This window comes from Anabaenopsis tanganyikae CS-531, assembly GCF_029891675.1.
Taxonomy (GTDB): domain Bacteria; phylum Cyanobacteriota; class Cyanobacteriia; order Cyanobacteriales; family Nostocaceae; genus Anabaenopsis; species Anabaenopsis arnoldii.
Genome location: NZ_JANQDF010000077.1, coordinates 1 through 22,312, shown reverse-complemented (window position 1 = coordinate 22,312; position 22,312 = coordinate 1). Strand labels below are relative to the sequence as shown.

Below are 22,312 nucleotides of genomic sequence, written 5' to 3'. Positions count from 1 at the left end.
AAAAAATGGGTGACTAGAGAATGTCCAGAAACCCATTTAGATGATATAGTTACAGTCTGAAGCGATAGATAATCACTTTACCTTTGGCATTTTCTTCTACAAATAGGAGATACTCACGATTATTTCGTCGCATAGCACGAATCCCATAGGGGATATCAATCCAACCACTTTCCGATGCAACTTCTGGACCGGGTGTTAAGTTTTTCACAAACGCCCCGGTTCTGGCATTATATATATATACTTTTGCGGTTTTACCCGTCACAGCAAAAACATAGTCACCCGTTACACTCATGGCTGAGGTAGAAACTTCACGTTTACCGGTATTATCGTAGGGAACTACTATCCGCCAACGGGGTGTTCTATTTCCCCGACTCCAATTATCAAAACGCACAATCTCAGAACCCACAACTTTAGTATCATCTCCAACCGCTGGATGATCTAGCGTAAAGCCTGATAAATACATGGTATCGGTTTCGGGTAAATACTCAATCCGCCGCAAATCGGTAAACATAGTCGGGGTTGCTTCCTTTTCCATGGATGCGTAGGTATAGATGGGGTTACCATGGTCATCTAGTCCCTGTAAAGGATAGTGTCGGATACCCTCCTTAGTTCGTACGGTTTTCCACACATCCCCTTGAGTATCTACCCACCATCCGCCAATGTAGGGATAATCTTTGGTGTTGTCGTATTCGATGCGATCAAACTTACCGTTATTGTTGCGATCGCGCCAAATCCATTCTCCCTCTTGTGGCTGATCAGGAGGCCAATTTCCCAGAATTGATTTTCCCCCACCCCCACGAGTTCCCACAAACATTCCCGACGGAATCGCGATTTTACCATCCGTCTGAGGATTAAAGCGATAAATTTGCAGAAAACTTTCATACATATCAACCAGGAAAATAAACGGTTTCCCTTGGATACGACGCACCCAAGTAGCATCAGGGGAGGTATGTAACCGTGGATCTTGGGGATATTTGAAAGGATTTAAGGTGTAGGCTTTATAAGTCCATTGCTTACCCGCAGGTTGACTATAATCCATCAAGAATTCTTCTTGTTTGGTAAATAAGCGTACTCCATCACTGGTGGGGTCAGCATCAGCATTATCAACAAACATCAATCCCATTAACTGCCATAATAATTTTCCTGATGATGAAAACTTGCGTAAATCTGTACCTGAGTTGTTAAACCCATTACTATTTACATAGATATTACCTGCAAAATCTGTACCGACTCCCGTCAAACCGTACAGTTTTAAATCTTGGATTTCACCACTAACACCCGCATAAACTCCCCCCGGAGTACCGAAGGTACTCACCAGAACAGGTTGATCTTTAACTTGGTAAATCAGCACTTGCTGACGAGGACCATTTTCTGCTACCAAAATTCGGTTTTGCAGATCAACTGCGATCGCACTGGGTTCTACAATATTGGTTATTTCCTGGGGTAACTGCTTTCCTTCCCGGGAATAATGGACAATTTTAGCGGGATTACTCCCATGTTTGGTTTGAATAATCCAGAGGTTACCCTGTCTATCAACAGCTATCCCCCCCGGACTACCAACGCTAAAGCTGCGTATTTCCTGCATGGTTTCTGTATTATACACACGCAGACGGTTAGTAGCAGCATCACTAACATATAATTCATTTCCCCTAGTTGCTAATCCAGTAACTGGACTTTGGTTACTGACAATTAACATACTTTTATCCCAGCCACGTCCTTGAGCAAAGGGTGCGGATTTCCCAGATAAGTGGTAGCGTCTGACACAATGCCAAGTTGTCCCTTCTGGGGGATAGTCTTGATCTTTCCTATTCACAAAATCTTGGCGCATGCCAATATAAACATATTTATCATTGGCTGTCACAGCCTGTCCTCCGAGACGACCCCAACCGTGAAGATCCGCCAATCTCCCAATCACATCACCATCTTTGTATATTCCCGCCTCTCTACCTGCTTCATCCCAGAGACTATTAGTATAAACTGTACCATTGGGTGCAACATACATGGCCTGAATATAATTTTGTACCCATTTTTCTCCACCACCAAAGGTATTACCAATCCAAGAGGTTTGATATGTCCGTTGAGGGGTTCTGCTATTAACCTCATGATTGGCAAATACCAGAGAAGTCAAAATTATGACTACAGCTATAATAGATACAAAATTTACCAGTTTAAATCTGTGATACATCATACAGAATTTATATTATATCAATCATTAAATACCTTATTTCATAACAAATAATCCTCATGAAAAAATGAATATTCATGCAAAAAACACATACTTAAAGACTCTATAGATTAGGGGATGAAAATGACTGATTTTCTAGATAATAGCAGGAGATAAGACTAGCATCCATCTAGATCATAGGAGCTAAGTAGTAGGTGGAAAGTAAAAAAGAAAAATTTAAAACAACACCTGCATCTATTCTCACCCTGGGAACAGGTTGGTTTCCTCAAAATCCCGGCGGATTAGAAAGGTACATTTATGAACTAACTCATACATTAGCAGCCAATCAAGACAAAGTGGAACTGTGCGGAGTTGGTCTACCAGAATCTCAACTAAATTTACCCATAAAGTTGACTAACTTAGCCGATCCAAATCAGGGAATCTTGCAACGACTAGGAACTATTCGTAATAACTTTAAAACAACACGAGTTAGTCAACCGGATGCTGTTAATCTGCATTTTGCCTTATATAGCTTTCCAATTTTGGATCTTTTACCCAAAGGCGTACCCATAACTTTTAACTTTCATGGACCATGGGCTTCTGAAAGTCAGGAGGAAACAGTTAGTAATAAATTCAGTTTTTTTGTGAAGCGATGGCTGATAGAACAAGCAACTTATAACCGTTGCGATCGCTTTATTGTTCTCAGTCAAGCATTTGCTAATATTCTACATAGACAATATGAAGTTCCATTAAAGAAAATCCATGTAATCCCCGGTGGAGTTAATATTAATAAATTCCAACCTAAGCTACTGCCAACTGCAGCTCGTCAACAACTCGGCTGGCCAGAGAATCGCCCGATTTTATTTACATCCCGGCGTTTAGTTCATCGCACAGGTGTAGATAAATTATTAGCCGCTATGGCGATTATTAGACCAAAAATACCTGATGTTTGGTTGGCGATCGCAGGTCGGGGTCATATGCAAGAATCTCTAACACAACAAGTTAAAGATTTAGGCTTAGAAAACAACGTCAAATTTTTAGGTTTTCTGCCAGATGAAAAGTTACCTGTAGCTTACCAAGCAGCTAACCTAACTGTTATACCTAGCCAATCTTTTGAAGGATTTGGATTAGCAATTGTGGAATCTTTAGCTTGTGGAACACCAGTTATGTGTACACCCGTGGGTGGTATGCCAGAAATTTTACAACCGTTTTCCCCAGAATTAATTACCACATCTCACACAGCTTCAGCTATTGCTGAAAAATTAGAAGAGATATTACTAGGACAAATATCAACCCCTTCGCGTGAGAGTTGTCTTCAGTATGCTGTCACTAACTTCAATTGGGAAAAAATCGCTCAACAAGTGCGTCAAATTATCTTGGCTTAAAAGCAACAAAAAAATAATAATTGCTGCTGCAAAATCCCTAATTCAAATCACTGTAACCAGAAATCCTTACATACTACACCCCAGAGCGCACCATGGTTGTGAATACTTTACTAGCTAATCAATACTACATCTACATCAAAAAAGGTCAAAAACCAATTCCTTGGGATATATACCAGACCAATCCACCAATTAAATTTAGCTTGGCTGACTATGTTTGTAAAGTATTTCAAGCCATAGAAGAAAATTCGACTCTAACTGGTCTAGTATTTTACGTCACCTGGGATGCAATGGATGAAATCCCCTCCTACGGTGAGAATGTCGTTGTTTTGATCATCGGAGACGAATGGTATCGTATACCAAAATATTGTCATAAAGTAAAAGCTGTATTTAAGTGTATAGGTACCCGCCCCATTTTAGGATGTAATCCTATACTTCAGCCTTCTTGGATCAACTTACTGACATTAATTCAATTTATCAGAATTTTATTTGTTTGCTTACCCGGCTTAGTCAACTATCAATTTCAAAACTTCAAAAGTTGGTTCTTAGGTAAAGGTAAAATAACTCAAATTTATGATATTCCTCTAGGGTATAATAATTCTAAACATTTACCTATCAAGCCTCTCCAAGAACGTCTATATGATACTTACTTTTCTGGTAGTGTTGTCCACGTAAATTATCCGATATGGTGTTTTAAGCGTTGGTTAGGAACTCCCAAAAGTTTAGCACGGAAACTGATGATCTCAAACGTCATCAAATTCCAACGCCAAAACCAAAATTTTAGAGTTGAATTAGGGATTACCGCTGGCTTTCATGACCGAACTAGCCAAGATGAGCGCAGCTATAGTGAAATTATGATGGATACAAAAATATGTCTTGTTCCTAGAGGCACATCTTTTGAAACAACGCGCTTATTTGAAGGGATGAAATATGGTTGTGTCCTAGTCACAGAAGCTTTACCTTCTCGCTGGTATTTAGATGGAGCACCTGTAATTCAAATTAAAGATGGGCGCGAATGGTCAAAAGTCTTAAAACAACTATTACACAATCCACAACTTATGGAAGAAATGCACCAAAAATCGCTAAATTGGTGGCATAATAAATGCTCAGAAACAGTTGTATCAACATACATAGTTGAACAGTTAAATGGTACGATAAAAGTCAATAATTTAGCTGTAGATGTAGTTTCCAGATCCAATTTCTCTATGTCTTTAAATCGGCCTTGAAATTCAAATCAGCCGGAGGTAGTATCGAGCATAAAGATCATACATCTTGTGGGGTGGGCATCTTGCCCGCCCTTGTACCTACTCAGATGAAATGTGCTGTATTTATGTTCTATATCAACTCTAATTGCCGACACAGAAGAGCTTTAATAACTTTATCAATAATCAGATATTTCTATGAAAATTTTATTTTTAGACCAGAGTGGTAAACCTGGCGGTGCAGAACTTTGTCTAATAGATATTGCTAAACCCTATAAACAACAAGCCTTGGTCGGATTGTTCGCAGATGGCCATTTTACAAACTTACTTCAACAGCATCATATCCCTGTAGAAGTTTTCGCCGCTCAAGCAATACCAGTTCATAAACAAAGCAATTTTCTACAAGCTTTGGCTAGTTTCAGACAACTTATACCACTGTTAGCTAAAGTGGTACAAACAGCAAAGAAATATGATCTGATCTACGCCAACACACAAAAAGCCTTAGTTATTGGCGCACTGGCTAGCTTGTTAGCTCGTCGTCCCTTAGTTTATCATTTACACGATATTCTTTCCTCAGAACATTTTAGCCCAACCAACCTGCGGATTGCCGTTACTTTAGCAAATCGTTTGGCCTCATTAGTAATTGCTAATTCCCAAGCTAGTCAAAGGGCATTTATCCAAGCAGGGGGAAACTCAAAACTCACCACAATTGTTTATAATGGGTTTGATAGCGAAAATTATCAAACTTCTGCATCTGAAGTTAAAGAATTACAGCAACGTTTAGGACTAGAGGGAAAATTTATAGTTGGACACTTCAGCCGGCTTGCACCTTGGAAGGGTCAACATATTTTAATTGCTGCTTTGTCTCAATGTCCGCCAGAAGTGTCAGTAATTTTAGTTGGTGATGCTCTGTTTGGTGAACAAGATTATGTCCAAGAACTCCATGCACAAGTCACAAGGTTAGGACTAGAAAACCGGGTTAAATTCTTAGGATTTCGTGGGGATGTCCCCCAGCTAATGGGAGCTTGTCACTTGGTAGCACATACATCAATAGCCCCAGAACCCTTTGGAAGAGTTATTGTTGAGGCTATGTTATGCGGTAGGCCTGTGGTAGCTGCAAAAGCTGGGGGAGCGATGGAATTAATAGAACACGGGGTTAACGGTTTTCTGGTCACACCAGGTTTACCTGAAGAGTTAGCACAAGTGATTAATACCTGTCTTCAAGATACAGAAATCACTACCAATATAGCCAGTTACTCCAGGGAAATCGCTTGTCAGCGTTTTGATATCAAAGCTATTAATCAGCAAATAGCTCAACTATTGTCCCACAGGGTGGGACAATCGGTATAAGCTGTGTAGCCCTGACACTGTTTCGACACATCCCACAAGGTTTGATGATAGTTCAGGGCTAATGAACAGTCCTGTTAAGGGCTGGGGTGATGTTACTACGCCACTTCTCGCATTTGTGAGGGGATGTTTATTTCTGGAAATGGTCGTGAGAGTTGTTCGGATGGTGGCGCTACAGCTTGCTCTAAAACTTGTACTTCGATATTCACACTCACTAAATAACTACCAGTTTCATTACCAACAGCTTCAGCTATTAATTGAGCAATATCCGGACGTTGCGCCGTCAGTGGGTCACGTAAAGTACACCTGTCCCATTCGTGCCGGGCAGTCGGATCGAGGTTGAGAATATAATGCTTGATCATTGGACTAACCCTTAAATCCATCTTCCAGAAGTCTGTTGCAGCAAACCTTTGCTCTTTGTTAGGCAATATTCGCGCTGCAATCTATTATAGTACAAATGTTCTAATTTGTCTTCTATAAGTTTTAGTGATAAAAAGTACTCTTAGCCACCGTTGAATTATTTAATCGCTCACTAATAAATCATATAGGTACAGAAGACACTGACTCCCCGACTTTTGCAAATAGTCGGGGATCTGTGAATTACTTGATCACTCAGATTTGCCATTGATTTTTGAGTGCGGCAATTCACCTTGATTCAGCCAAATACCTTGTTGAGGTACAGGAATTGACAATCCAGCTTGATCAAAGGCGATTTTTAAGCGCCGACGAAACTCGCGCCCCACATCCCACTGTTTAAGTGGTAGTGTCTTGATCCACACACGAATCATTAAACCGCGATCGCCAAAGTTATCTATGCCTAACACTTGAGGCATTTCCAGTATTTGAGGTTTCCACAGAGGATCTTGATTCATCTCCAAGCCTACTTGTTTAATCAGATCCATGGCATCATCAATATTATTTTCATAGGCAACTGGAATAGTTAAATCCGCTCGTGACCAACGGCTAGAAAGATTAGCAACCACTTTTATTTCACTATTGGGAATCGTAATCAAACGCCCTTCGGCATCCCGTAGCTGAGTAACCCGCAGATTGAGATTTTCTACTAATCCTCCTACATCCCCCACAGCAATCACATCACCCAAAGCATACTGGTCTTCAAAAATGATCAGAAAACCGTTAATCGCATCTTTAATTAAGCTTTGGGAAGCTAGAGACACGGCCACACCAATTAAACCTGCACCTGCTAGCAGGGGAACAATATCTATACCCAAGGACAGCAGAGATAGTAAGATGCCGACCACTAACCAAATTCCAGTGATAATGCTTTTAGTCACACCGGAAAATGTAGAAACTCGTAGTTCCATCCGTCTGGAAGCTTCTGTATTTAATAAAACACCAGTGCTGATCAAAGTCGAGGTCAACCGGTCAATCAGCGCATAGGTGAACCGGGTGGCGACATAAACTCCTACTATGATCACGACCAATGCTATAGGAATTTGAGCAGCTGTAATGATACCTACCTGAAATACTCTGGTATAAGGAAATAGACCCAATATGAACAGAAATCCACCAGACCAAATCCCGGTTTGAGTTAATTGAAACAGTCTGGTTTTAACTTCTTGAATATCTCGATCTTGCTGTTCATGTAGTTGGGTGGTTAGCTGTTGAGCATTATCTGCTATGGGTAGGATGGGGTGTTGCGAATGTTCTTTTAAACGGCGTTGAAGGTAATAGACTCCCCCACTCAACGCAATCATTAACACTCCCACCCCAACTGTAACCTTACCTTGATCGATTAAAATTTCAGTTGTGCGCTCTTTACCTGCTCGTTGCAAGGCTTTTTTTAACTCTTCGGTAATTTGAACTGCGGATACAGATGGTTCTTCTCTTCGTAGTCTGGCATCTTCCATTGTCACAGTCATCAGGTATTGACCATTGACATAAATTACTGGTGAGTTATTCAGTATCTCTGTCTCAATGTTAATATTTCGTTCAGAGGAACTTAGGTAATTTTGGCGGATTTGATTGAGATTTTGTTGTATATTCCGGGAACGCTCCGGAAAATTCGTTCTGGTTGCTGCTATTTGAAATACTGGGTAACCATCTAGATAAATCCAGCCAGACACAATTCTATTATCTGCATCACTACCGATTGTACTGGGAGATTGTAGAAAAGGCAAAATGGGGAGTTGAGCGGAGGCTTTTGGTATAGAAACAACAGCGATCGCCATTGAACTGGCAATGGTCACTATCATACCTCTAGCTAAAATCCTTTTGGAGGATACCCCCTTTCTAGGTGTGAGAGAGGCTGGATGAGATAACTTGTTACCTGATAGGTGCTTGGCAGCACTGCTGGTATTACTAAGGCGACCTTCGCCTAAAAGTGTCTGTTTATGCTCAAAATTACCAAAATTTGACCATAGGACTTGCTTGGCGATCGCCAAAATTTGAAAGCGCACTCAAATACCTCCCTAAAGTAACAGATGATCTTGATCCACTCCTCACAAAAATTAGGGATGAGGTTAACCTGAAAACCATGCAATGTCAACCTAGAACAAAGTACAATTAACAAGGTTGTTGGTGAATACAAGCCAAAATCATCAGCTGTACAATACCCTAGTAAGGTACGTGATTTTTACGTAACTTTTTTGATTTTTCTGAGGAAATTTTTAATGACTGCAACTTCTCCCCGACTAAAGCACGAGGTTAAAGACCTCGCCCTAGCTCCCTTGGGAAGACAGCGTATTGACTGGGCTGGCCGGGAAATGCCAGTATTAAAGCAGATACGCGATCGCTTTGAGCAAGAAAAGCCCTTTGCTGGTTTACGCCTTGTAGCTTGCGCCCACGTGACCACAGAAACAGCACATTTAGCGATCGCCCTCAAAGCTGGCGGTGCTGATGCAGTTTTAATCGCCAGTAACCCCTTATCAACTCAAGATGACGTAGCAGCTTGCTTAGTCACCGATTACGAAATTCCAGTATTTGCCATTAAAGGCGAAGACGCAGCGACCTATAACCGCCATGTGCAAATCGCCTTAGATCATCGCCCCAACATTATCATTGATGACGGTAGTGATGTAGTAGCCGATTTAGTGCAACACCGTCAACACCAAATTGGCGATTTAATTGGGACAACCGAAGAAACCACCACCGGAATCGTGCGGTTACGCGCCATGTTCAACGATGGCGTTCTCACATTCCCCGCCATGAATGTTAACGACGCTGACACCAAGCACTTCTTCGATAATCGCTATGGTACAGGTCAATCAACCCTAGATGGTATTATCCGGGCGACAAATATCTTATTAGCTGGTAAAACCATCGTAGTTGCTGGTTATGGCTGGTGTGGTAAAGGTACTGCTTTACGGGCCCGTGGTTTAGGCGCTAACGTCATTGTTACCGAAATTGACCCCATCAAAGCCATTGAAGCGGTTATGGATGGTTTCCGGGTATTACCCATGTCCGAAGCAGCGCCCGAAGGCGATTTATTTATTACTGTCACCGGTAATAAACACGTGGTTCGAGGCGAACATTTCGATATCATGAAAGATGGTGCGATCGTTTGTAACTCCGGTCACTTTGATATTGAAATTGACCTCAAATATTTAGCCGGTCAAGCCAAAGAAATTAAAACAGTCCGTCCCTTCACCCAACAGTACATACTCAACAGTGGTAAATCTGTAATTGTCTTAGGTGAAGGTCGTTTAGTTAACCTCGCCGCTGCGGAAGGACACCCCAGCGCCGTTATGGACATGAGTTTTGCTAACCAAGCCTTAGCTTGTGAATACCTGGTGAAGAATCAAGGTAATTTAGAGCCTGGTTTACACTCTATTCCTGTAGAAGTTGATCAAGAAATTGCTCGTTTGAAGTTGCAAGCTATGGGTATTTACATTGATAGCTTAACTCCTGGGCAAGTTGAGTATATCAATTCTTGGCAGTCTGGAACCTAATCTTAATTAACTAGTTGATTTTTGGGGGATGGGCGTTTTGCTCCTCCCTTTTTTTCGCACCCAGGAGGAAAAGAATAAAATATGACTTAGACATTGATACCTTGTTTATTAATTGACCAGGCTAAATATTTATTTCTTAGCACAAACAAGATCCTGAAATTTTCTGTGCGTGTCAGAGTCGAGCATTTGCAACTGTTTGACAAGATTTAAACTCTTAGTGGTTTTAGCAATTTCTACCAAAGATTCGTCGATGTGATAGTTCTTGTGTTCAATCAACCAGGTAAGGATATCAAGGAGATACCAGACAGACTGCGACCCTCCGTAGATAGCAGGGGGAGGGTCTGAAATGCTTTTTGATAGTAACTTTTGAATATTTTGTCGAGAGCATCCCAAAAGCTTCGCGACATCTGTTACACCAACAAAATTTGGTGATGCATCCATAATCTCCGCTTGTGGAATAGCCTTTCTGACATTATTTATGGCGCTAGAAATTGCATCATAGGCCGATGGTGCTTCACGAATAAAATCAAGAGCGATAAAACCCTTTGTCCCAGTGCCAATAATAGCATCATCACAGCCCGATTCATAAAGGGCATCGACAAACATACCAGTATCAGTCATAGGATTTGGCAGTTTGAATTTCAGAGTAAATTCATATTCTCGCATCTAATATTACCCTTTCCTCAGAAGTAATCATTTCTTTTCTTGTTGATAAATACACTTATCCACTACTCGACGAATCTGCTTTGCATGGTTAGTAGGATTTCTAGGGGTACTCCAAATACTAGTAATGCAAAATTCCCCACATCTACATTCAGAATCTTTGTAAGGGCAATAGATTTTACCCCAAGCATGAGAGCCACCTTCTTCAACTTTCCAGCCTTGCTCAACAGCATAATTCAACGCTGCTCGTATCTCTTTATGGGGGTGTTTATTTGCCATTACTTAATAGACACTATAATCTTAATTCCTACAGAGTGAATTGTCAACTGACAACTTACTCCGTCCATTTTACAAAAAACCACAGCATATAAACCAACCAAAACTACGCTCGACAACCCAACGCTTTGGTAACAGAACAAAGCCTTTAGTATTAACCGGACGACGTATAACCTCCAAAACCCAGTGATACGTATCCATCACCCATCTCATAAAGCGTTCACCTTGATACCCAGCATCAACCCAAATCAGCACCAATATTATACCGTTTGCCATTTTGGGAAGTCATTTGGCAACATCCGCCATGGACAACCCGCACAGAGAACATAAAATATGGCACTAATCACAGCGCGTAGGTCAACCCGACGGGGACGACACCCCAAATTTATTGGGGGTATCAGCACTGATAGCAATTCCCACTGTTCATCGGTCAAGTCTGTTGGGTATGATTTAGACATGGCTCAAGTAACTCTGTCGCGTTTTTATCTACTGACAGAATATCGTTACTTGAGCTTTTCTTGACTTTCCAAACATCCTCTTAGACCATCAGATTTTCCCCCTCACTTCTGTCAGCAGTCCGTAGTATTGAGCTTTATGAATTTCTCAGCGACATGATTCCACAACCCAAACCCGGTGGTCGCAAGGGTGAAGTCGATATGTGGTCTGTATTGATTTCGGTGGTTGAGCGAAGTCGAAACCACTATCCCCCCAATAATCTCTAAAATCTCTTGCGGTTCTCTTAACCTCACTTCCTCGCCCTTATTATTGTTCCCTTCGACTTCGCTCAGGGAACATATTGATTTCGGTTTCGCTCCTACTATCGAATATTATTTTACCCCACCCTCACCCTCCCCTTGTAAGGCTATTCATTACCCACATTTTTCTTAACAATCTTGGAACATTTATGTGGACACGGTTTCAACGCTTGAAAATTTCCCTACTCTTGACAAAATGTACCTTATTCTTCTTGATAAAACCCTTATTTTCTTGAGAATCATCAACGGAGGATTAAGGTTTGGGGGTTTGCGAGCGATCGCTCTCACGAATGTTAAGAAAGATCCGGGTAATGGATAGGTAGATAGCAGGGGAGGGTCTGAAATGCTTTTTGATAGTAAGTCCTGATTTTGTCGAGAGCATCCCAAAAGCTTCGCGACATCTGTTACACCAACAAAATTGGGTGATACCTCCATAATCTCCGCTTGTGGAATAGCCTTTCTGACATCATTTATGGCGCTAGAAATTGCATCATAGGCCGATGGTGCTTCACGAATAAAATCAAGAGCGATAAAACCCTTTGTCCCAGTGCCAATAATATTCACAGAACACAGAACGTATAAAAATTTAAAAATGAGCAAAGTCATTGATAGGCGTTATATTGACATTGACAACAAGGCAATGTTACATTTGTTGTGTTAACCCATATTTGTCTAGTCAAGTTACAACCCCAGTTGTGCTTGTGACTGGCAAACAAGTAGTTCGTTGAGTTGTTTATCGAGGCTTAGTGCGGCGATGACTTAGTTGATTTCTCCCATTTTGTTCAACACATAAGAATCGGAATCCATAGGATTCGTGTGTCTGAATGTAAACAAGGGAGGAAACATGGTAAATCGCAGCCAACTCAAGAACCGGGGTCAAAACGCAAGTTTTAAGAAAACTAAAAAGTATTCTCAGGTACGATGCTCCTTCCCCACTACGGAACAAACAACGGAATGGTGCATAGAGTATACTGACAAATTTGGTGCGTGGTGGGATACTTTGAGCGAGGAGGAACAAATCGACGTTAAAGCCGTAGTCGGTTTACTTGAAAAGATGGGTCCGATACTTCCCCACCCCTATAGCTCTAAAATCAATGGTTCTCAGGTTTCTCGCCTGCGCGAATTGCGTATTCAGCACACAGGTCGTCCTTTTCGCGTACTTTATGCTTTTGACCCCAACCGTACTGCCATTCTCCTTGTTGGTGGAGATAAGACTGGAGATAATCGGTGGTACGAGAAGAATATTCCTGTAGCAGAGGCGCAGTATGCATCTCATCTGCTTACTTTGAAATAGCGGGATGAACTCTAATGGCTAAATCTTTTAAAATACTTCAAGCGAAAATGTCACCAGAAGCTCGCAAAAGAGCCGAGCAGAAGACGCAAGAACTTCTACAAGAAATAGAAAAACTCGCTTCAGAAACAGCATCCGCTTCCGAGGACAATCAGGAATCTTCCGGTAGACCACCACCGTCAACACCGGGGGACGCATAATTGTGTTTTGAGATTCAGGTGTCGAAACGTCTATTAATAAACTAGCATTGCGACCAAAATGCTGCTTATATCGGTTTTCTGTTCAGGTGCTACTAATTCCCCATCATATAATTTTGAACTTATTAATTAAAATGTCAACCATACTTATGAGGCTTTAGTTTTAATATTCATTTTTTCTTTGCGCCATTTATCCACGCTTTTTTTAACTGCTTCTATTTCCGCAAAATCTACTTGCACAGTTGCCGTTTCAAATTCGACACCCAAAGCGGTGCTGACTTCGAGAATTTCTACAAAACTGGCACATTGATAATCTGTATCCTCATATTCCTTGACTCTTTGTTCAGCAATTCCTAATCTATCAGCAAGTTCTCGCTGAGTAATTTTGGCTGCTAACCGAACTTTAATTAAAGCATCTGGCAGTTTATTTAAAGAATCGACTTGAATTTTTAAAGGTTTACTGGTGTCGCAATTAATCAGTCTTTCGTATTCGGTGATTTCTGACTTTAACTCGTCAACTTGACTCTGATATGAATCTCTGTGAAGTTTCCACCGTTTTGGTTCTGCCTTCAATTGTTCATTATTATCCAATTCCGCTATAGACTGTTCAAAGCGTTGCAACCAAGCTAAGGAATTTTGATACTGTTGCTCATTTTTGATCATCATGGTTTCCACCTTTGTAAATCTATAGCAATAATTCCTTTGCGCGTATTCGTCCTGGTATCAAATTGAAAAAAATCTATGTAGGCTGTACCGGAATCATTAGCTGGATAATTTGACGGAAAAATTTCCCGCTTTTAATTGTTCCGCCGTCATCTGTAGCCATAGATAAAAATCTTGGTCGTAAAGTTGAGAGTTTATCAAAGCTTTCGGTTGAGGTGCTGTCAGAGGATGTTTGGAAAGTCATGATTAGTGTATCAAATATTTTTAGATCCCCCTAAATCCCCCTTGAGAAGGGGGACTTTGACTCTAGTTCCCCCCTTTTTAAGGGGCGTTAGGGGGGATCAAGAAGTCTCTAAAATCACCTTATAAAACTTATCAAACATCTTCTAATCTACCCGGTAATTAAATTGGGGATATATCACGCGCCAGTTATTCCGGTAAAAAGTTTTGATGTAAACATTGTGCGGTGGTAAATGGAAATTCTAGAGGAAAGGTATTAAGGGATAAACTTGTTTCTAGGGCTGCTTGTTGACGTGCATCTTGATAACATTCTCCCAGGATTTCGCCAAGATATTTTTTCAAGCTTGGACTATCTTGCAAATTTTTATTTAATCGCCGCCGATGCTCATATATAGTAGATAACCAACTATTAGTCCGTTTCTCCGGCTGGTATTTATATTTGAGCAGGTGGATTAATAAAACAATTAAATTACTCTCTAAGGCTCTTTTTTCACTTTTCCCCATACATTCAATTTCTTCAATTAAATTGGCTAAGTCAACTTCGGCAAAGTTTCCCGCTTTTAATTGTTCCGCCGTCATCTGTAGCCATAGATAAAAATCTTGGTCGTAAAGTTGAGAGTTTATCGAAGCTTTCGTTTGAGGTGCTGTCATGTAATTCTTTCAACCTGTCAAATTTTTACCAAGTAATAGTAATATTTTAGCAATTCTATAAGACCCACTAAAAGATAAATATTACGGATTGCTGAAGGAAGTCAGGAGGAATCTCCGATGGTGTAGGTCTTCAAGGCGATCGCTCTAGCTATGTGAGAAAATATGACCAAGGAAAGCCAACATCTTCAGAAATCACAAATAAACCCAGTGTTTCACCCAGGTAATGCATGGGGAAAACACGGTTATTTGGCAATTTGGCACACATACCGGTTTTCAAAGTGGTATCTTTTGATTGTGCAAGGGGTGTAGCAGGAGTAGTCGAGATTAATCAATCTGGACTGCTCCTGCAGTTTTATTTACAGGTTCTAAATTATGACCATTCAGGTCATAGAAGTAAAAACCACGAATTCCCATTCTATGGGACTAAAGCTAACACCCCCACAGGAGAACCCGAACCATCCCGCAACCTCAACACACCAATGATTAAAGTAGTACCCTTTGGTGGTAAGTGCTGTAAGTTGGTGAGATTTTCCAAAATAATCCTCTGCTGTGCCAATACCAGACGGTTAATATTAAAGCTGTTATCTTGTCCAGGGTCTACCCCATGGGTATCAGTTCCTAAACCAGCAATTTGTCTTTGTTCTAACAGAAACTCAGTTGCATCATAGCTAAAACCGGGAAAGTGCATATTTCCTTGAGGATCTTGGTTAAAAAATTGCTTTTTATCTAACCATTTATTTTCCCAGCCAGTATGAAGCAATACTAAACTACCAGGAGGAATTTCACCATTTTTTTTCTCCCAAGCCAAAACATCAGCAACAGTCAAGGCGTAATCAGGATTTAACTTTGCATCTGCGCAGATGTGGATAACTACCGCAGGTAACACTAGGGACTCAGCGGGGTATTGGTCAATTCCCACACTATGAGGATAAAAACTTTTGGGTGCATTAATGTGAGTAGCACTGTGTTCTCCTATGGTGAAACGCCGTAGGTAATAGCCATCCTCTGGGATGTTGGCGACGGTGGTAAATTCCACTGGGGGATCACCTGGCCATTGGGGAATGTCTATGTCAATTATATGACTTAGATGTATTACCTGTGAGTAAGTTATAGTCTTTTGATTTTGTTTCATATATGAAAATAGAAAGCCAGTCATAGATGATGGTTTCTTGACTCGCAACAAAGTAGTATAGTTTTTACAGTTACGTTTTTACTCTCAGTTTTAATAGGAGACTTTAATTAATGTCCACTGATACAGTTGCTTATGTTGAAGGTAGTGAATTTGATACTCTTTTAGGTACTGAAAAAGTTGTTGTTGTTGATTTCACTGCTACTTGGTGCGGTCCTTGTCGTATTGTTGCTCCCTTAATGGAACAACTCGCTGAGGAATATCAGGGTCGCCTTCAGGTGGTAAAGGTAGATGTTGACAATAACAAGCCAATTTTTAAAAGGTTTGGTCTGCGTAGCATTCCAGCAGTTTTAATGTTCAAGGATGGTGAGTTAGCAGAAACTATTGTGGGAGTTTCCCCTTATGAAGAGTTTACTGCTGCTGTTAACAAGTTGCTTTAGGTGGTTCAGGGTTAAGATTTACTGGTAATTTATAAGACTTCAAATTAATTGATTTGAGGTAGCGCCAGTATTTAAAATAGCCTAAATTATATGTCAATTTTTGACCTTACTCCCGCCAAACTTGTGAGGTAGACTGAGGAGTAAGGTTATACGGTTGATTAAACCAGGGAACTCACAAATTTCTCCAACCTGTCCATTCCTTTTTGGATCGTGTCCATATCCGTGGCGTAGGACAAACGAATGTTTTGATCAGCACCAAAGGCAATACCTGGAATGACAGCCACTTGCTGTGTTTCTAAGAGGGCGTTAGAGAATTCCAGGGAGTTAAGACCTGTTTTACTGATATCAGGAAACAAGTAAAAAGCACCGTCTGGTTTACTACAACTCAATCCCGGAATAGCGTTGAGTCTGTCCAACATTACCTGTCGCCGCTGGGCGAATGCTTGGCGCATGGATTCTACACAGTCTTGAGAGCTTTCTAAAGCTGCGATCCCTCCATATTGAGCAAAAGTACACACATTAGATGTACTATGTCCCTGAATAGAAATAGCAGATCGAATAATCTCCACAGGTCCTGCTAAATAACCCAGTCGCCAACCAGTCATAGAATAAGCTTTAGCAAACCCGTTACTAATCAAGGTGCGCTCAAAGATGGCTTCCCCTAGGGAACCAATGCTGATATGTTCTGCGCCGTCGTAGAGAATCTTTTCGTAAATCTCATCAGACACTACATAAATATCTGCATCCACTATCACTTGGGCCAGTGCTTTAATCTCATCTGGGGTGTAGACCATCCCAGTAGGATTAGATGGAGAGTTAAGAATAAATAACTTAGTTTTGGGTGTAATTGCTTGACGTAGTTGTTCAGGGGTAACTTTATAATCCGTCGTCGCATCTGTGGTGAGAATTACTGACTTCCCACCAGTCAAGGTTACCATTTCTGGATAACTTAGCCAATAGGGGGCACCGAATATTACCTCATCCCCCGGATTAATCAGGGCTAACATCAGGTTAAATAAAGAATGTTTACCACCGTTGGTGACAATCACATTCTCCGACTGATAATTCAGACCGTTGTCGGTTTTCAGCTTCTGGGCGATCGCTTCCCTTAACTTTGGTTCTCCAGCTGCTGGGCCATACTTGGTTTTACCTGAATCCAAGGCTTTGGCTGCTGCGGCTTTGATGTGGGCCGGAGTGTCAAAATCTGGTTCACCAGCGCTGAAACTACAAACGTCTATTCCTTCAGCCTTCATGGCCTTAGCTTTAGCTGCGATCGCTAAGGTCAAAGAAGGGGTCACCTTACTTACTCGTTCTGCCAGCTTCATGCTTAATTTATTTGGCAATTCTCTCACTTATCTAAGGATATCTTAGAATAATTACCAAGAGTTATCTTTTTATAATTCCTCAGCAAGTCTAAAAGGCAAATTGTTGTACTACACTATGGTCACATCTGGGGACGTGTAAACATCCACTAATGGGGTTAAACACTTTCACACCTTCCCCAAAGATCCCCTGGAAGGTTTTCCGACCGGAAATTAACCCAGTATCGCCGGTCTGCTGATTAATCACCGCTGTGCGATCGCGATTCGCTATTATTCTCATGAAAAAACCACAGATAAACTTAGATGTATTCCTCATGGGAAGGCATTCCATCTTTGACAATGGCTCTACAACTACGTTTATCTGTGATTACAAGTAATAATTAGGATTCTTGCCATAATTCTATTTTAGATTTTTCACCATGCAAGTCATATACCGAAAGACACAAATTCCGGCGTTGTCGAATCCGAATCTGCTATATCAAACCTAGACAAAACTAGACTACCACTATCATTGCTTGGTTTGCCCGTCGGCAATGGTCTTAATTCAATAGTTCATATCTGACGATTATATATCAGGTAGTTGATTTTTTAACTCAAGAGAAATTAACTTTTGTCTATATAAGTATAGGTTTGTTTATAAAATTGTCAGCTTAGGAATAGCTCAAATACCAAAAGCATAGTTCCCAGAGGAACCGACTGAGAACCATGATAGCCCTTGAATTTTGATTATATCTGACCGCTAAAGACAGGCTTTACTTTGCGGTCAATCCTTTCCCCCAAGTCTTCAGCAATTGTTAAAGTACCGGGTTTACACCGCTTGACATTCACAAGTATTCCTTGTGCCCCTTCAACCTCCAAATCTTCTACATAGCCCTTGATTGCCACTTTAGCATCAGCAGAATTCAAAAATGGACCGAAGTAGTAGGTACACCGGGGATTTTGCGTCACAATTTCCACCCACCAGGCTAGACCCATGTTGTGGAACTGATTAGTTAATGATTCCTTCAGGTTATTCCAAATTGTTTGCATAGTTGTAGCCGATTTATCAATGTGGTACTGAATATTAAAGGAAAGGATATGGTACTGATCTTGCTTTTACATTATGTTAATATTCTACATATATTGTAGTAAAAGTCCAGATGAAGAGAAGCTATTTGTGACTCTATGAACACCTGACTCTCTCATCAACCTGCGTTTGCATCAGTCCCATCTATTTTCGTTATCACCTGGCTTTTATCCCCATCTAGCATTCCTATGGGTGGAAACTTACCCCTTTTTTTTTAAAGGGGTTTTTGTAATTTATCTAGGTACAAAGTGTTTAATGACCTTTGGCGATAGATTTCGTAAAGCGCCATACCAGCGGCTACTGAGGCGTTGAGACTAGGGGTTTTGCCTAAAAGGGGTATTGAAACCAAGACATCGCAGGAGCGCTGCGTGAGCATACTCAGCCCTTCGCCTTCCGAACCAATAACTAAAACGATAGGTCCAGTAAATTTAACTGTATGCAGGGGTTCACTGGCTGTGCTAGCAGTACCATAAATCCAGAATCCCGCCTCTTTTAATTCTTCTAAGGCACGACTGAGATTAACTACTCTAGCTACAGAAAAGTTTTCTAAAGCACCTGCGGCCACTTTGACCACAGTAGAAGTAATTCCTGATGCCCTTCTTTGAGGGATCACCAAACCCTGAGCGCCTATGGCTTCGGCTGTGCGAATAATTGCTCCCAAATTATGGGGGTCAGTAATTCCCTCAGCCACGACAATTACAGGATCCGTTACAGATTTCGCTTGTGCAATTAAATCAGGTAACTCAATATATGCGTGGGGGGCTACTTGCGCCGCAATACCTTGGTGATTGGCCTGATCGGTGATTTGGTCTAAGCGTCTTGGCTCTACTTCATCAATGACTGTGCCATTTTCCTTCGCTTGCAAGAGCAAATGATGAAAGCGGTGGTCGTAACGTAAACGAGTAGTAATCCAGATGCGGTTCAGTCCCCGTTCACTTTCCAAAGCAGTCAAAACTGGATGGCGACCGTAGATGAGATCACTATTTTCTGGCGATTGTGCTACTGGGGATGAATGGGTATTAATGGGATGTTGGCTTGTGCTTCTGGAGACAGGTTTTTTATCCCTGTCACTCAGGCGGGGACTGCGCACTGAACTAGTAATAACACGCTTCCCCTTTAATTTTATAGGTTTGATGCGATTCGCTTCGCTAGGAGTCTGGACTTTCCTGGGTTTGTTAGCCATATAAGTTTTGGGTATAGTTTATGAGTGGGAGATTGGGGTTCTTTGAATTTAGTCAACCCCAAGTGCTGACTTTCCTATCTTGAGACTGAGTCGCTGACTATTTCTCTAGATGGAGTTTTTGCAACAATTCGGTTAATCGGGGGAAATCCGTAAGATAAAGGTAGCCAATTAAAGTTTCTAAACTTGTTGCTTGTTGATAAATTTGGGGTTCAACCCGCTTAGTCCGTCCTGAAGCAGCATTACGGCCTCGACGGACGATTTCTAATTCGGCTGGACTCAGATGCGGAGTCAGCGATCGCAAATGTAGCGCTTGTGTTTCAGCTCTTACCTGTGCTACCACCAAACAGTGGTAGGTTTTGGTCTGTTGCACTGGCAACAGATAGAACATCCTAACATACAATTCATAAATTGCATCACCTATATAGGCCAAGGCCAAAGGCGACATTTGTTGTATTTGTGACTGAGAAAGCACAGGTAGTGTCCCGGTGGTAGCCAACAGTGCTTGATGCCAAGACGAACTGGGCGGGGGGGGTTCATTTTTCCCTTCTAATAGCTCTTGTCCCTGTGATGTCACAAATTCATCATTCCTCAACGGGCTATAGTTAGCAGGCATCTTCAACAGAGCTTTCATAGATTGATGACTTCTGAAGCCAGCCATGTTGGTACACCGAACATAAAAGAGACTGTCAAATATTACCGACTAATTGTAACCTTTTTGATCGACACTTGATTTTGAGTATTAATGTATTTTATCAAACTATTGGGCTATTATTAGGCATCTCAAAGTGACGATACCACCTGTCATGTCTTCCAAGGTTGACACCCAGTGACATACTCCCCTAACTGAATTTCTTTGAGAAATTGAGTGTAGGCTTCTCACCCAATCCAGCTATTGCTATGGCTAGGCCTCCCATAGACTGGGTGGCGATGGGCTTTGTTTTAAGTGCACTTAATGCCCTACTGCCGACTGTAAATTTCTTACCTTCCTACAAATTTCACTGACCACCGATGATATGCTGGCTTGTTCGCGAGCTGATGACCAACCCGGAGGCGACTTAATATTAATCAAGATGTGCCTACTGACTTCTACTCTGTGGAATACAGTCGCTTACCAATAATCGCAATGCTAGTGGACAGAGGCTGCTCAGACACCGATGGGGGTGAGGTCTACCCGACTTATTCTATCAAATTTATGGGCGCAAACAAAATATTTTGCTCATTTCCTCCATATCCTGTGATCTGGTTTCCGGCATTAGTTCACAGGGGTGTCGTCAACTCCTGTGTAACTGAGTGCGATCGCCTTCCTGACGTTAGCCCAGAGGCTTCTTGCTGTTTTAGCTAATTGTTAAACCTCTCTCACCAGGAGAGAGGTTATGTTTGAGCTTCGGTAAATTACCCACACTCTCCTGTAGGTAAGTGTAGGCTGCCGGTTTCATCGACAGACACCTTTCTAGCTTGGGATTTTTCGGTCTTACTCCGCATCAAATCGACGATATCGGCATTTCCCCGGACTCTATAAAGCGATCAAGATTACTTGATGTTTTCTAAAGCCGTATCAACTGAAGTTTGCAGGGCTAGAAACTTTTCCAAGCGAACCAGCTTGACCGTTTGAGTTACTCGGGCATTTGTCACAATTTGCAAAGTACCGCCGGCGGTTTGAGCTTGTTTAGCCAGTTGCACCAGAGCGCCCAAACCGGAGCTATCAACAAAGTCAATTTGTGAGAGATCCAGAATAATGTGCTTTGGACCATCATCAATTTTAGTGCCCAGTACTTTGCGAAACGTCGGCTCAGAAAATGCGTCTAACAAACCTGTGAGGCGGAATAGCTGACAGTTATCCCGGACTTCGCGAGTGCCTCTCAGGCTCACGGTTAGATTCAGTGATTCAGCAATAATTCCCTCCTCATGGTTAAAGTGAACGCTCAAGTATAGATGGTTTTAGCGCAAGTTGTCTACAACTTGTCCAGATAGGGGAAGTCAGGGGATGAGTAGATACTCCATTAATAACTTCTGTGGTTATTCTGCTCTACTAAACTTCCTCAAACTCACCTAAAAGTCCGAAATCATCTTCCTGCTTCACTTTAAGAGCGAAGGCGCTGACTTAATCCACAGGCTTTAGGATTGGACCGAGCTAGCCATACCCGGAAATTTTCATAGTTCCAGGGGTGGTTATTACCTCTGCGCGATTTTAAATTCATTAATCGCCCTTGTCAAGGCATTTTACCGCTCAATTTTGAGTAAATTTGGGCATATTTGAGGATAAGTCTGGTGAGAGTGGTCAACCCCTTGTACCTGCTATATAAAACCTAGACAAAGCTAGACTTTACTTTCTACTTCAACGGGAGCATGGGAGCGGTTATCCCTTAGTAGACTTGCACGCCTTAGCCAGACGCGATATTTCTCTTAAGATTTACAAGAAAGACTACCGCT

General features: G+C 41.5%; 25 protein-coding genes and 1 pseudogene. 8 read left to right on the top strand and 18 right to left on the bottom strand.

Annotation, left to right across the window (positions count from 1 at the left end):
* Positions 1-49 precede the first annotated feature (49 nt).
* Positions 50-2,185 (bottom strand): NHL repeat-containing protein, encoded by a 2,136-nt coding sequence (locus NWP22_RS07965; protein WP_280801712.1) that lies wholly within the window; start codon positions 2,183-2,185, stop codon positions 50-52.
* Between the two features lie 194 nt (positions 2,186-2,379).
* Here NWP22_RS07965 and NWP22_RS07960 point away from each other — a divergent pair, with 194 nt between their 5' ends.
* The 3 genes from NWP22_RS07960 to NWP22_RS07950 all read left to right on the top strand — a co-directional run bounded on the left by NWP22_RS07960 (position 2,380) and on the right by NWP22_RS07950 (position 6,098).
* On the top strand, positions 2,380-3,549 hold the full coding sequence (locus tag NWP22_RS07960) for a glycosyltransferase family 4 protein (protein ID WP_271733817.1): 1,170 nt from the start codon (positions 2,380-2,382) through the stop codon (positions 3,547-3,549).
* 92 nt (positions 3,550-3,641) lie between these two features.
* Positions 3,642-4,772: a glycosyltransferase gene (locus NWP22_RS07955; protein ID WP_271733816.1), complete on the top strand. Its 1,131-nt coding sequence runs from the start codon at positions 3,642-3,644 to the stop codon at positions 4,770-4,772.
* A 174-nt stretch (positions 4,773-4,946) separates the two neighbouring features.
* Entirely contained in the window at positions 4,947-6,098 is a 1,152-nt protein-coding gene (locus NWP22_RS07950) for a glycosyltransferase family 4 protein (RefSeq protein WP_271733815.1), read from the top strand.
* A 95-nt stretch (positions 6,099-6,193) separates the two neighbouring features.
* Here NWP22_RS07950 and NWP22_RS07945 read toward each other — a convergent pair whose 3' ends face one another.
* Both NWP22_RS07945 and NWP22_RS07940 read right to left on the bottom strand, forming a co-directional pair.
* Positions 6,194-6,457 (bottom strand): hypothetical protein, encoded by a 264-nt coding sequence (locus NWP22_RS07945; RefSeq protein WP_271733814.1) that lies wholly within the window; start codon positions 6,455-6,457, stop codon positions 6,194-6,196.
* A 246-nt stretch (positions 6,458-6,703) separates the two neighbouring features.
* A complete protein-coding gene (locus NWP22_RS07940) occupies positions 6,704-8,311 on the bottom strand; it encodes a mechanosensitive ion channel family protein (RefSeq protein WP_483413507.1) in 1,608 nt (535 codons plus the stop codon).
* Positions 8,312-8,728: 417 nt separating this feature from the next.
* Between NWP22_RS07940 and ahcY the strand changes: the two genes are divergently transcribed.
* Complete coding sequence (gene ahcY, locus NWP22_RS07935) at positions 8,729-10,006, top strand: adenosylhomocysteinase (protein ID WP_280801708.1); 1,278 nt, start codon at positions 8,729-8,731, stop codon at positions 10,004-10,006.
* A gap of 129 nt (positions 10,007-10,135) precedes the next feature.
* On the opposite strand, the gene NWP22_RS07930 is transcribed toward ahcY, so the two are convergent.
* The 5 genes from NWP22_RS07930 to NWP22_RS07910 all read right to left on the bottom strand — a co-directional run bounded on the left by NWP22_RS07930 (position 10,136) and on the right by NWP22_RS07910 (position 12,306).
* Positions 10,136-10,672: a helix-turn-helix transcriptional regulator gene (locus NWP22_RS07930; RefSeq protein WP_280801707.1), complete on the bottom strand. Its 537-nt coding sequence runs from the start codon at positions 10,670-10,672 to the stop codon at positions 10,136-10,138.
* A gap of 27 nt (positions 10,673-10,699) precedes the next feature.
* Positions 10,700-10,948 carry a hypothetical protein gene (locus NWP22_RS07925; RefSeq protein WP_200987771.1) on the bottom strand — a complete coding sequence of 83 codons (249 nt, stop codon included), beginning with the start codon at positions 10,946-10,948 and terminating at the stop codon, positions 10,700-10,702.
* Positions 10,949-11,017: 69 nt separating this feature from the next.
* Positions 11,018-11,221 (bottom strand): transposase, encoded by a 204-nt coding sequence (locus tag NWP22_RS07920; RefSeq protein WP_271733810.1) that lies wholly within the window; start codon positions 11,219-11,221, stop codon positions 11,018-11,020.
* On the bottom strand, positions 11,206-11,403 hold the full coding sequence (locus NWP22_RS07915; RefSeq protein WP_271733809.1) for a transposase: 198 nt from the start codon (positions 11,401-11,403) through the stop codon (positions 11,206-11,208). Before NWP22_RS07915 ends, NWP22_RS07920 begins: the two co-directional genes overlap by 16 nt.
* Positions 11,404-11,847: 444 nt before the next feature.
* A complete protein-coding gene (locus NWP22_RS07910) occupies positions 11,848-12,306 on the bottom strand; it encodes a hypothetical protein (protein ID WP_271733808.1) in 459 nt (152 codons plus the stop codon).
* Positions 12,307-12,544: 238 nt separating this feature from the next.
* On the opposite strand from NWP22_RS07910, the gene NWP22_RS07905 reads away from it, so the two are divergent.
* Positions 12,545-12,994 (top strand): type II toxin-antitoxin system RelE/ParE family toxin, encoded by a 450-nt coding sequence (locus tag NWP22_RS07905; protein WP_334310767.1) that lies wholly within the window; start codon positions 12,545-12,547, stop codon positions 12,992-12,994.
* Between the two features lie 14 nt (positions 12,995-13,008).
* Positions 13,009-13,191 carry a hypothetical protein gene (locus NWP22_RS07900; RefSeq protein ID WP_229476245.1) on the top strand — a complete coding sequence of 61 codons (183 nt, stop codon included), beginning with the start codon at positions 13,009-13,011 and terminating at the stop codon, positions 13,189-13,191.
* A 144-nt stretch (positions 13,192-13,335) separates the two neighbouring features.
* Here the strand turns inward: NWP22_RS07900 and NWP22_RS07895 are convergent, their stop codons facing one another.
* The 4 genes from NWP22_RS07895 to NWP22_RS07880 all read right to left on the bottom strand — a co-directional run bounded on the left by NWP22_RS07895 (position 13,336) and on the right by NWP22_RS07880 (position 15,874).
* Complete coding sequence (locus NWP22_RS07895; protein ID WP_323216016.1) at positions 13,336-13,854, bottom strand: helix-turn-helix transcriptional regulator; 519 nt, start codon at positions 13,852-13,854, stop codon at positions 13,336-13,338.
* Between the two features lie 73 nt (positions 13,855-13,927).
* Positions 13,928-14,095: a hypothetical protein gene (locus NWP22_RS18355; RefSeq protein WP_425332609.1), complete on the bottom strand. Its 168-nt coding sequence runs from the start codon at positions 14,093-14,095 to the stop codon at positions 13,928-13,930.
* Positions 14,096-14,280: 185 nt separating this feature from the next.
* The gene (locus NWP22_RS07885) at positions 14,281-14,742 is read right to left on the bottom strand and encodes a DUF29 domain-containing protein (RefSeq protein WP_280801705.1); all 462 of its coding nucleotides are present in this window, start codon (positions 14,740-14,742) and stop codon (positions 14,281-14,283) included.
* A 415-nt stretch (positions 14,743-15,157) separates the two neighbouring features.
* Positions 15,158-15,874, bottom strand: a complete 717-nt coding sequence (locus NWP22_RS07880; protein WP_271733805.1) for a cyclase family protein — start codon at positions 15,872-15,874, stop codon at positions 15,158-15,160.
* A gap of 110 nt (positions 15,875-15,984) precedes the next feature.
* Between NWP22_RS07880 and trxA the strand changes: the two genes are divergently transcribed.
* A complete protein-coding gene (gene trxA / locus NWP22_RS07875) occupies positions 15,985-16,311 on the top strand; it encodes a thioredoxin (RefSeq protein ID WP_280801704.1) in 327 nt (108 codons plus the stop codon).
* Between the two features lie 158 nt (positions 16,312-16,469).
* On the opposite strand, the gene NWP22_RS07870 is transcribed toward trxA, so the two are convergent.
* The 5 genes and pseudogenes from NWP22_RS07870 to NWP22_RS07850 form a co-directional block, all read right to left on the bottom strand.
* Positions 16,470-17,636, bottom strand: coding sequence for a pyridoxal phosphate-dependent aminotransferase (locus NWP22_RS07870; RefSeq protein WP_271733803.1), 1,167 nt, complete (start codon positions 17,634-17,636; stop codon positions 16,470-16,472).
* A gap of 108 nt (positions 17,637-17,744) precedes the next feature.
* Positions 17,745-17,889, bottom strand: a pseudogene (locus tag NWP22_RS07865) (class I fructose-bisphosphate aldolase); the annotation flags it as partial.
* Positions 17,890-18,359: 470 nt separating this feature from the next.
* On the bottom strand, positions 18,360-18,662 hold the full coding sequence (locus tag NWP22_RS07860) for a DUF1816 domain-containing protein (RefSeq protein WP_271733802.1): 303 nt from the start codon (positions 18,660-18,662) through the stop codon (positions 18,360-18,362).
* Positions 18,663-18,913: 251 nt separating this feature from the next.
* The gene (gene rlmB / locus NWP22_RS07855; protein WP_271733800.1) at positions 18,914-19,882 is read right to left on the bottom strand and encodes a 23S rRNA (guanosine(2251)-2'-O)-methyltransferase RlmB; all 969 of its coding nucleotides are present in this window, start codon (positions 19,880-19,882) and stop codon (positions 18,914-18,916) included.
* A gap of 97 nt (positions 19,883-19,979) precedes the next feature.
* Positions 19,980-20,495, bottom strand: coding sequence for a Mini-ribonuclease 3 (locus NWP22_RS07850; protein ID WP_280805616.1), 516 nt, complete (start codon positions 20,493-20,495; stop codon positions 19,980-19,982).
* Between the two features lie 459 nt (positions 20,496-20,954).
* Here NWP22_RS07850 and NWP22_RS07845 point away from each other — a divergent pair, with 459 nt between their 5' ends.
* The gene (locus NWP22_RS07845; RefSeq protein ID WP_280801703.1) at positions 20,955-21,224 is read left to right on the top strand and encodes a hypothetical protein; all 270 of its coding nucleotides are present in this window, start codon (positions 20,955-20,957) and stop codon (positions 21,222-21,224) included.
* Positions 21,225-21,412: 188 nt separating this feature from the next.
* Here the strand turns inward: NWP22_RS07845 and NWP22_RS07840 are convergent, their stop codons facing one another.
* Positions 21,413-21,808 (bottom strand): STAS domain-containing protein, encoded by a 396-nt coding sequence (locus NWP22_RS07840; RefSeq protein ID WP_271733798.1) that lies wholly within the window; start codon positions 21,806-21,808, stop codon positions 21,413-21,415.
* Positions 21,809-22,312 lie beyond the last annotated feature (504 nt).

What these genes read in the sequence shown, in the direction of transcription:
- trxA (WP_280801704.1), top strand. Translation starts at nt 15,985, where the DNA reads ATGTCCACTGATACAGTTGCTTATGTTGAAGGTAGTGAATTTGATACT.
- NWP22_RS07900 (WP_229476245.1), top strand. Translation starts at nt 13,009, where the DNA reads ATGGCTAAATCTTTTAAAATACTTCAAGCGAAAATGTCACCAGAAGCT.
- NWP22_RS07895 (WP_323216016.1), bottom strand. Translation starts at nt 13,854, where the DNA reads ATGATGATCAAAAATGAGCAACAGTATCAAAATTCCTTAGCTTGGTTG.
- NWP22_RS07930 (WP_280801707.1), bottom strand. Translation starts at nt 10,672, where the DNA reads ATGCGAGAATATGAATTTACTCTGAAATTCAAACTGCCAAATCCTATG.
- NWP22_RS07955 (WP_271733816.1), top strand. Translation starts at nt 3,642, where the DNA reads ATGGTTGTGAATACTTTACTAGCTAATCAATACTACATCTACATCAAA.
- NWP22_RS07920 (WP_271733810.1), bottom strand. Translation starts at nt 11,221, where the DNA reads ATGGCAAACGGTATAATATTGGTGCTGATTTGGGTTGATGCTGGGTAT.
- NWP22_RS07940 (WP_483413507.1), bottom strand. Translation starts at nt 8,311, where the DNA reads ATGATAGTGACCATTGCCAGTTCAATGGCGATCGCTGTTGTTTCTATA.
- NWP22_RS18355 (WP_425332609.1), bottom strand. Translation starts at nt 14,095, where the DNA reads ATGACTTTCCAAACATCCTCTGACAGCACCTCAACCGAAAGCTTTGAT.
- NWP22_RS07870 (WP_271733803.1), bottom strand. Translation starts at nt 17,636, where the DNA reads ATGAAGCTGGCAGAACGAGTAAGTAAGGTGACCCCTTCTTTGACCTTA.
- NWP22_RS07950 (WP_271733815.1), top strand. Translation starts at nt 4,947, where the DNA reads ATGAAAATTTTATTTTTAGACCAGAGTGGTAAACCTGGCGGTGCAGAA.
- NWP22_RS07915 (WP_271733809.1), bottom strand. Translation starts at nt 11,403, where the DNA reads ATGTCTAAATCATACCCAACAGACTTGACCGATGAACAGTGGGAATTG.
- NWP22_RS07925 (WP_200987771.1), bottom strand. Translation starts at nt 10,948, where the DNA reads ATGGCAAATAAACACCCCCATAAAGAGATACGAGCAGCGTTGAATTAT.
- NWP22_RS07945 (WP_271733814.1), bottom strand. Translation starts at nt 6,457, where the DNA reads ATGATCAAGCATTATATTCTCAACCTCGATCCGACTGCCCGGCACGAA.
- NWP22_RS07885 (WP_280801705.1), bottom strand. Translation starts at nt 14,742, where the DNA reads ATGACAGCACCTCAAACGAAAGCTTCGATAAACTCTCAACTTTACGAC.
- NWP22_RS07965 (WP_280801712.1), bottom strand. Translation starts at nt 2,185, where the DNA reads ATGTATCACAGATTTAAACTGGTAAATTTTGTATCTATTATAGCTGTA.
- rlmB (WP_271733800.1), bottom strand. Translation starts at nt 19,882, where the DNA reads ATGGCTAACAAACCCAGGAAAGTCCAGACTCCTAGCGAAGCGAATCGC.
- NWP22_RS07910 (WP_271733808.1), bottom strand. Translation starts at nt 12,306, where the DNA reads ATGACTTTGCTCATTTTTAAATTTTTATACGTTCTGTGTTCTGTGAAT.
- NWP22_RS07860 (WP_271733802.1), bottom strand. Translation starts at nt 18,662, where the DNA reads ATGCAAACAATTTGGAATAACCTGAAGGAATCATTAACTAATCAGTTC.
- NWP22_RS07905 (WP_334310767.1), top strand. Translation starts at nt 12,545, where the DNA reads ATGGTAAATCGCAGCCAACTCAAGAACCGGGGTCAAAACGCAAGTTTT.
- NWP22_RS07850 (WP_280805616.1), bottom strand. Translation starts at nt 20,495, where the DNA reads ATGCCTGCTAACTATAGCCCGTTGAGGAATGATGAATTTGTGACATCA.
- ahcY (WP_280801708.1), top strand. Translation starts at nt 8,729, where the DNA reads ATGACTGCAACTTCTCCCCGACTAAAGCACGAGGTTAAAGACCTCGCC.
- NWP22_RS07880 (WP_271733805.1), bottom strand. Translation starts at nt 15,874, where the DNA reads ATGAAACAAAATCAAAAGACTATAACTTACTCACAGGTAATACATCTA.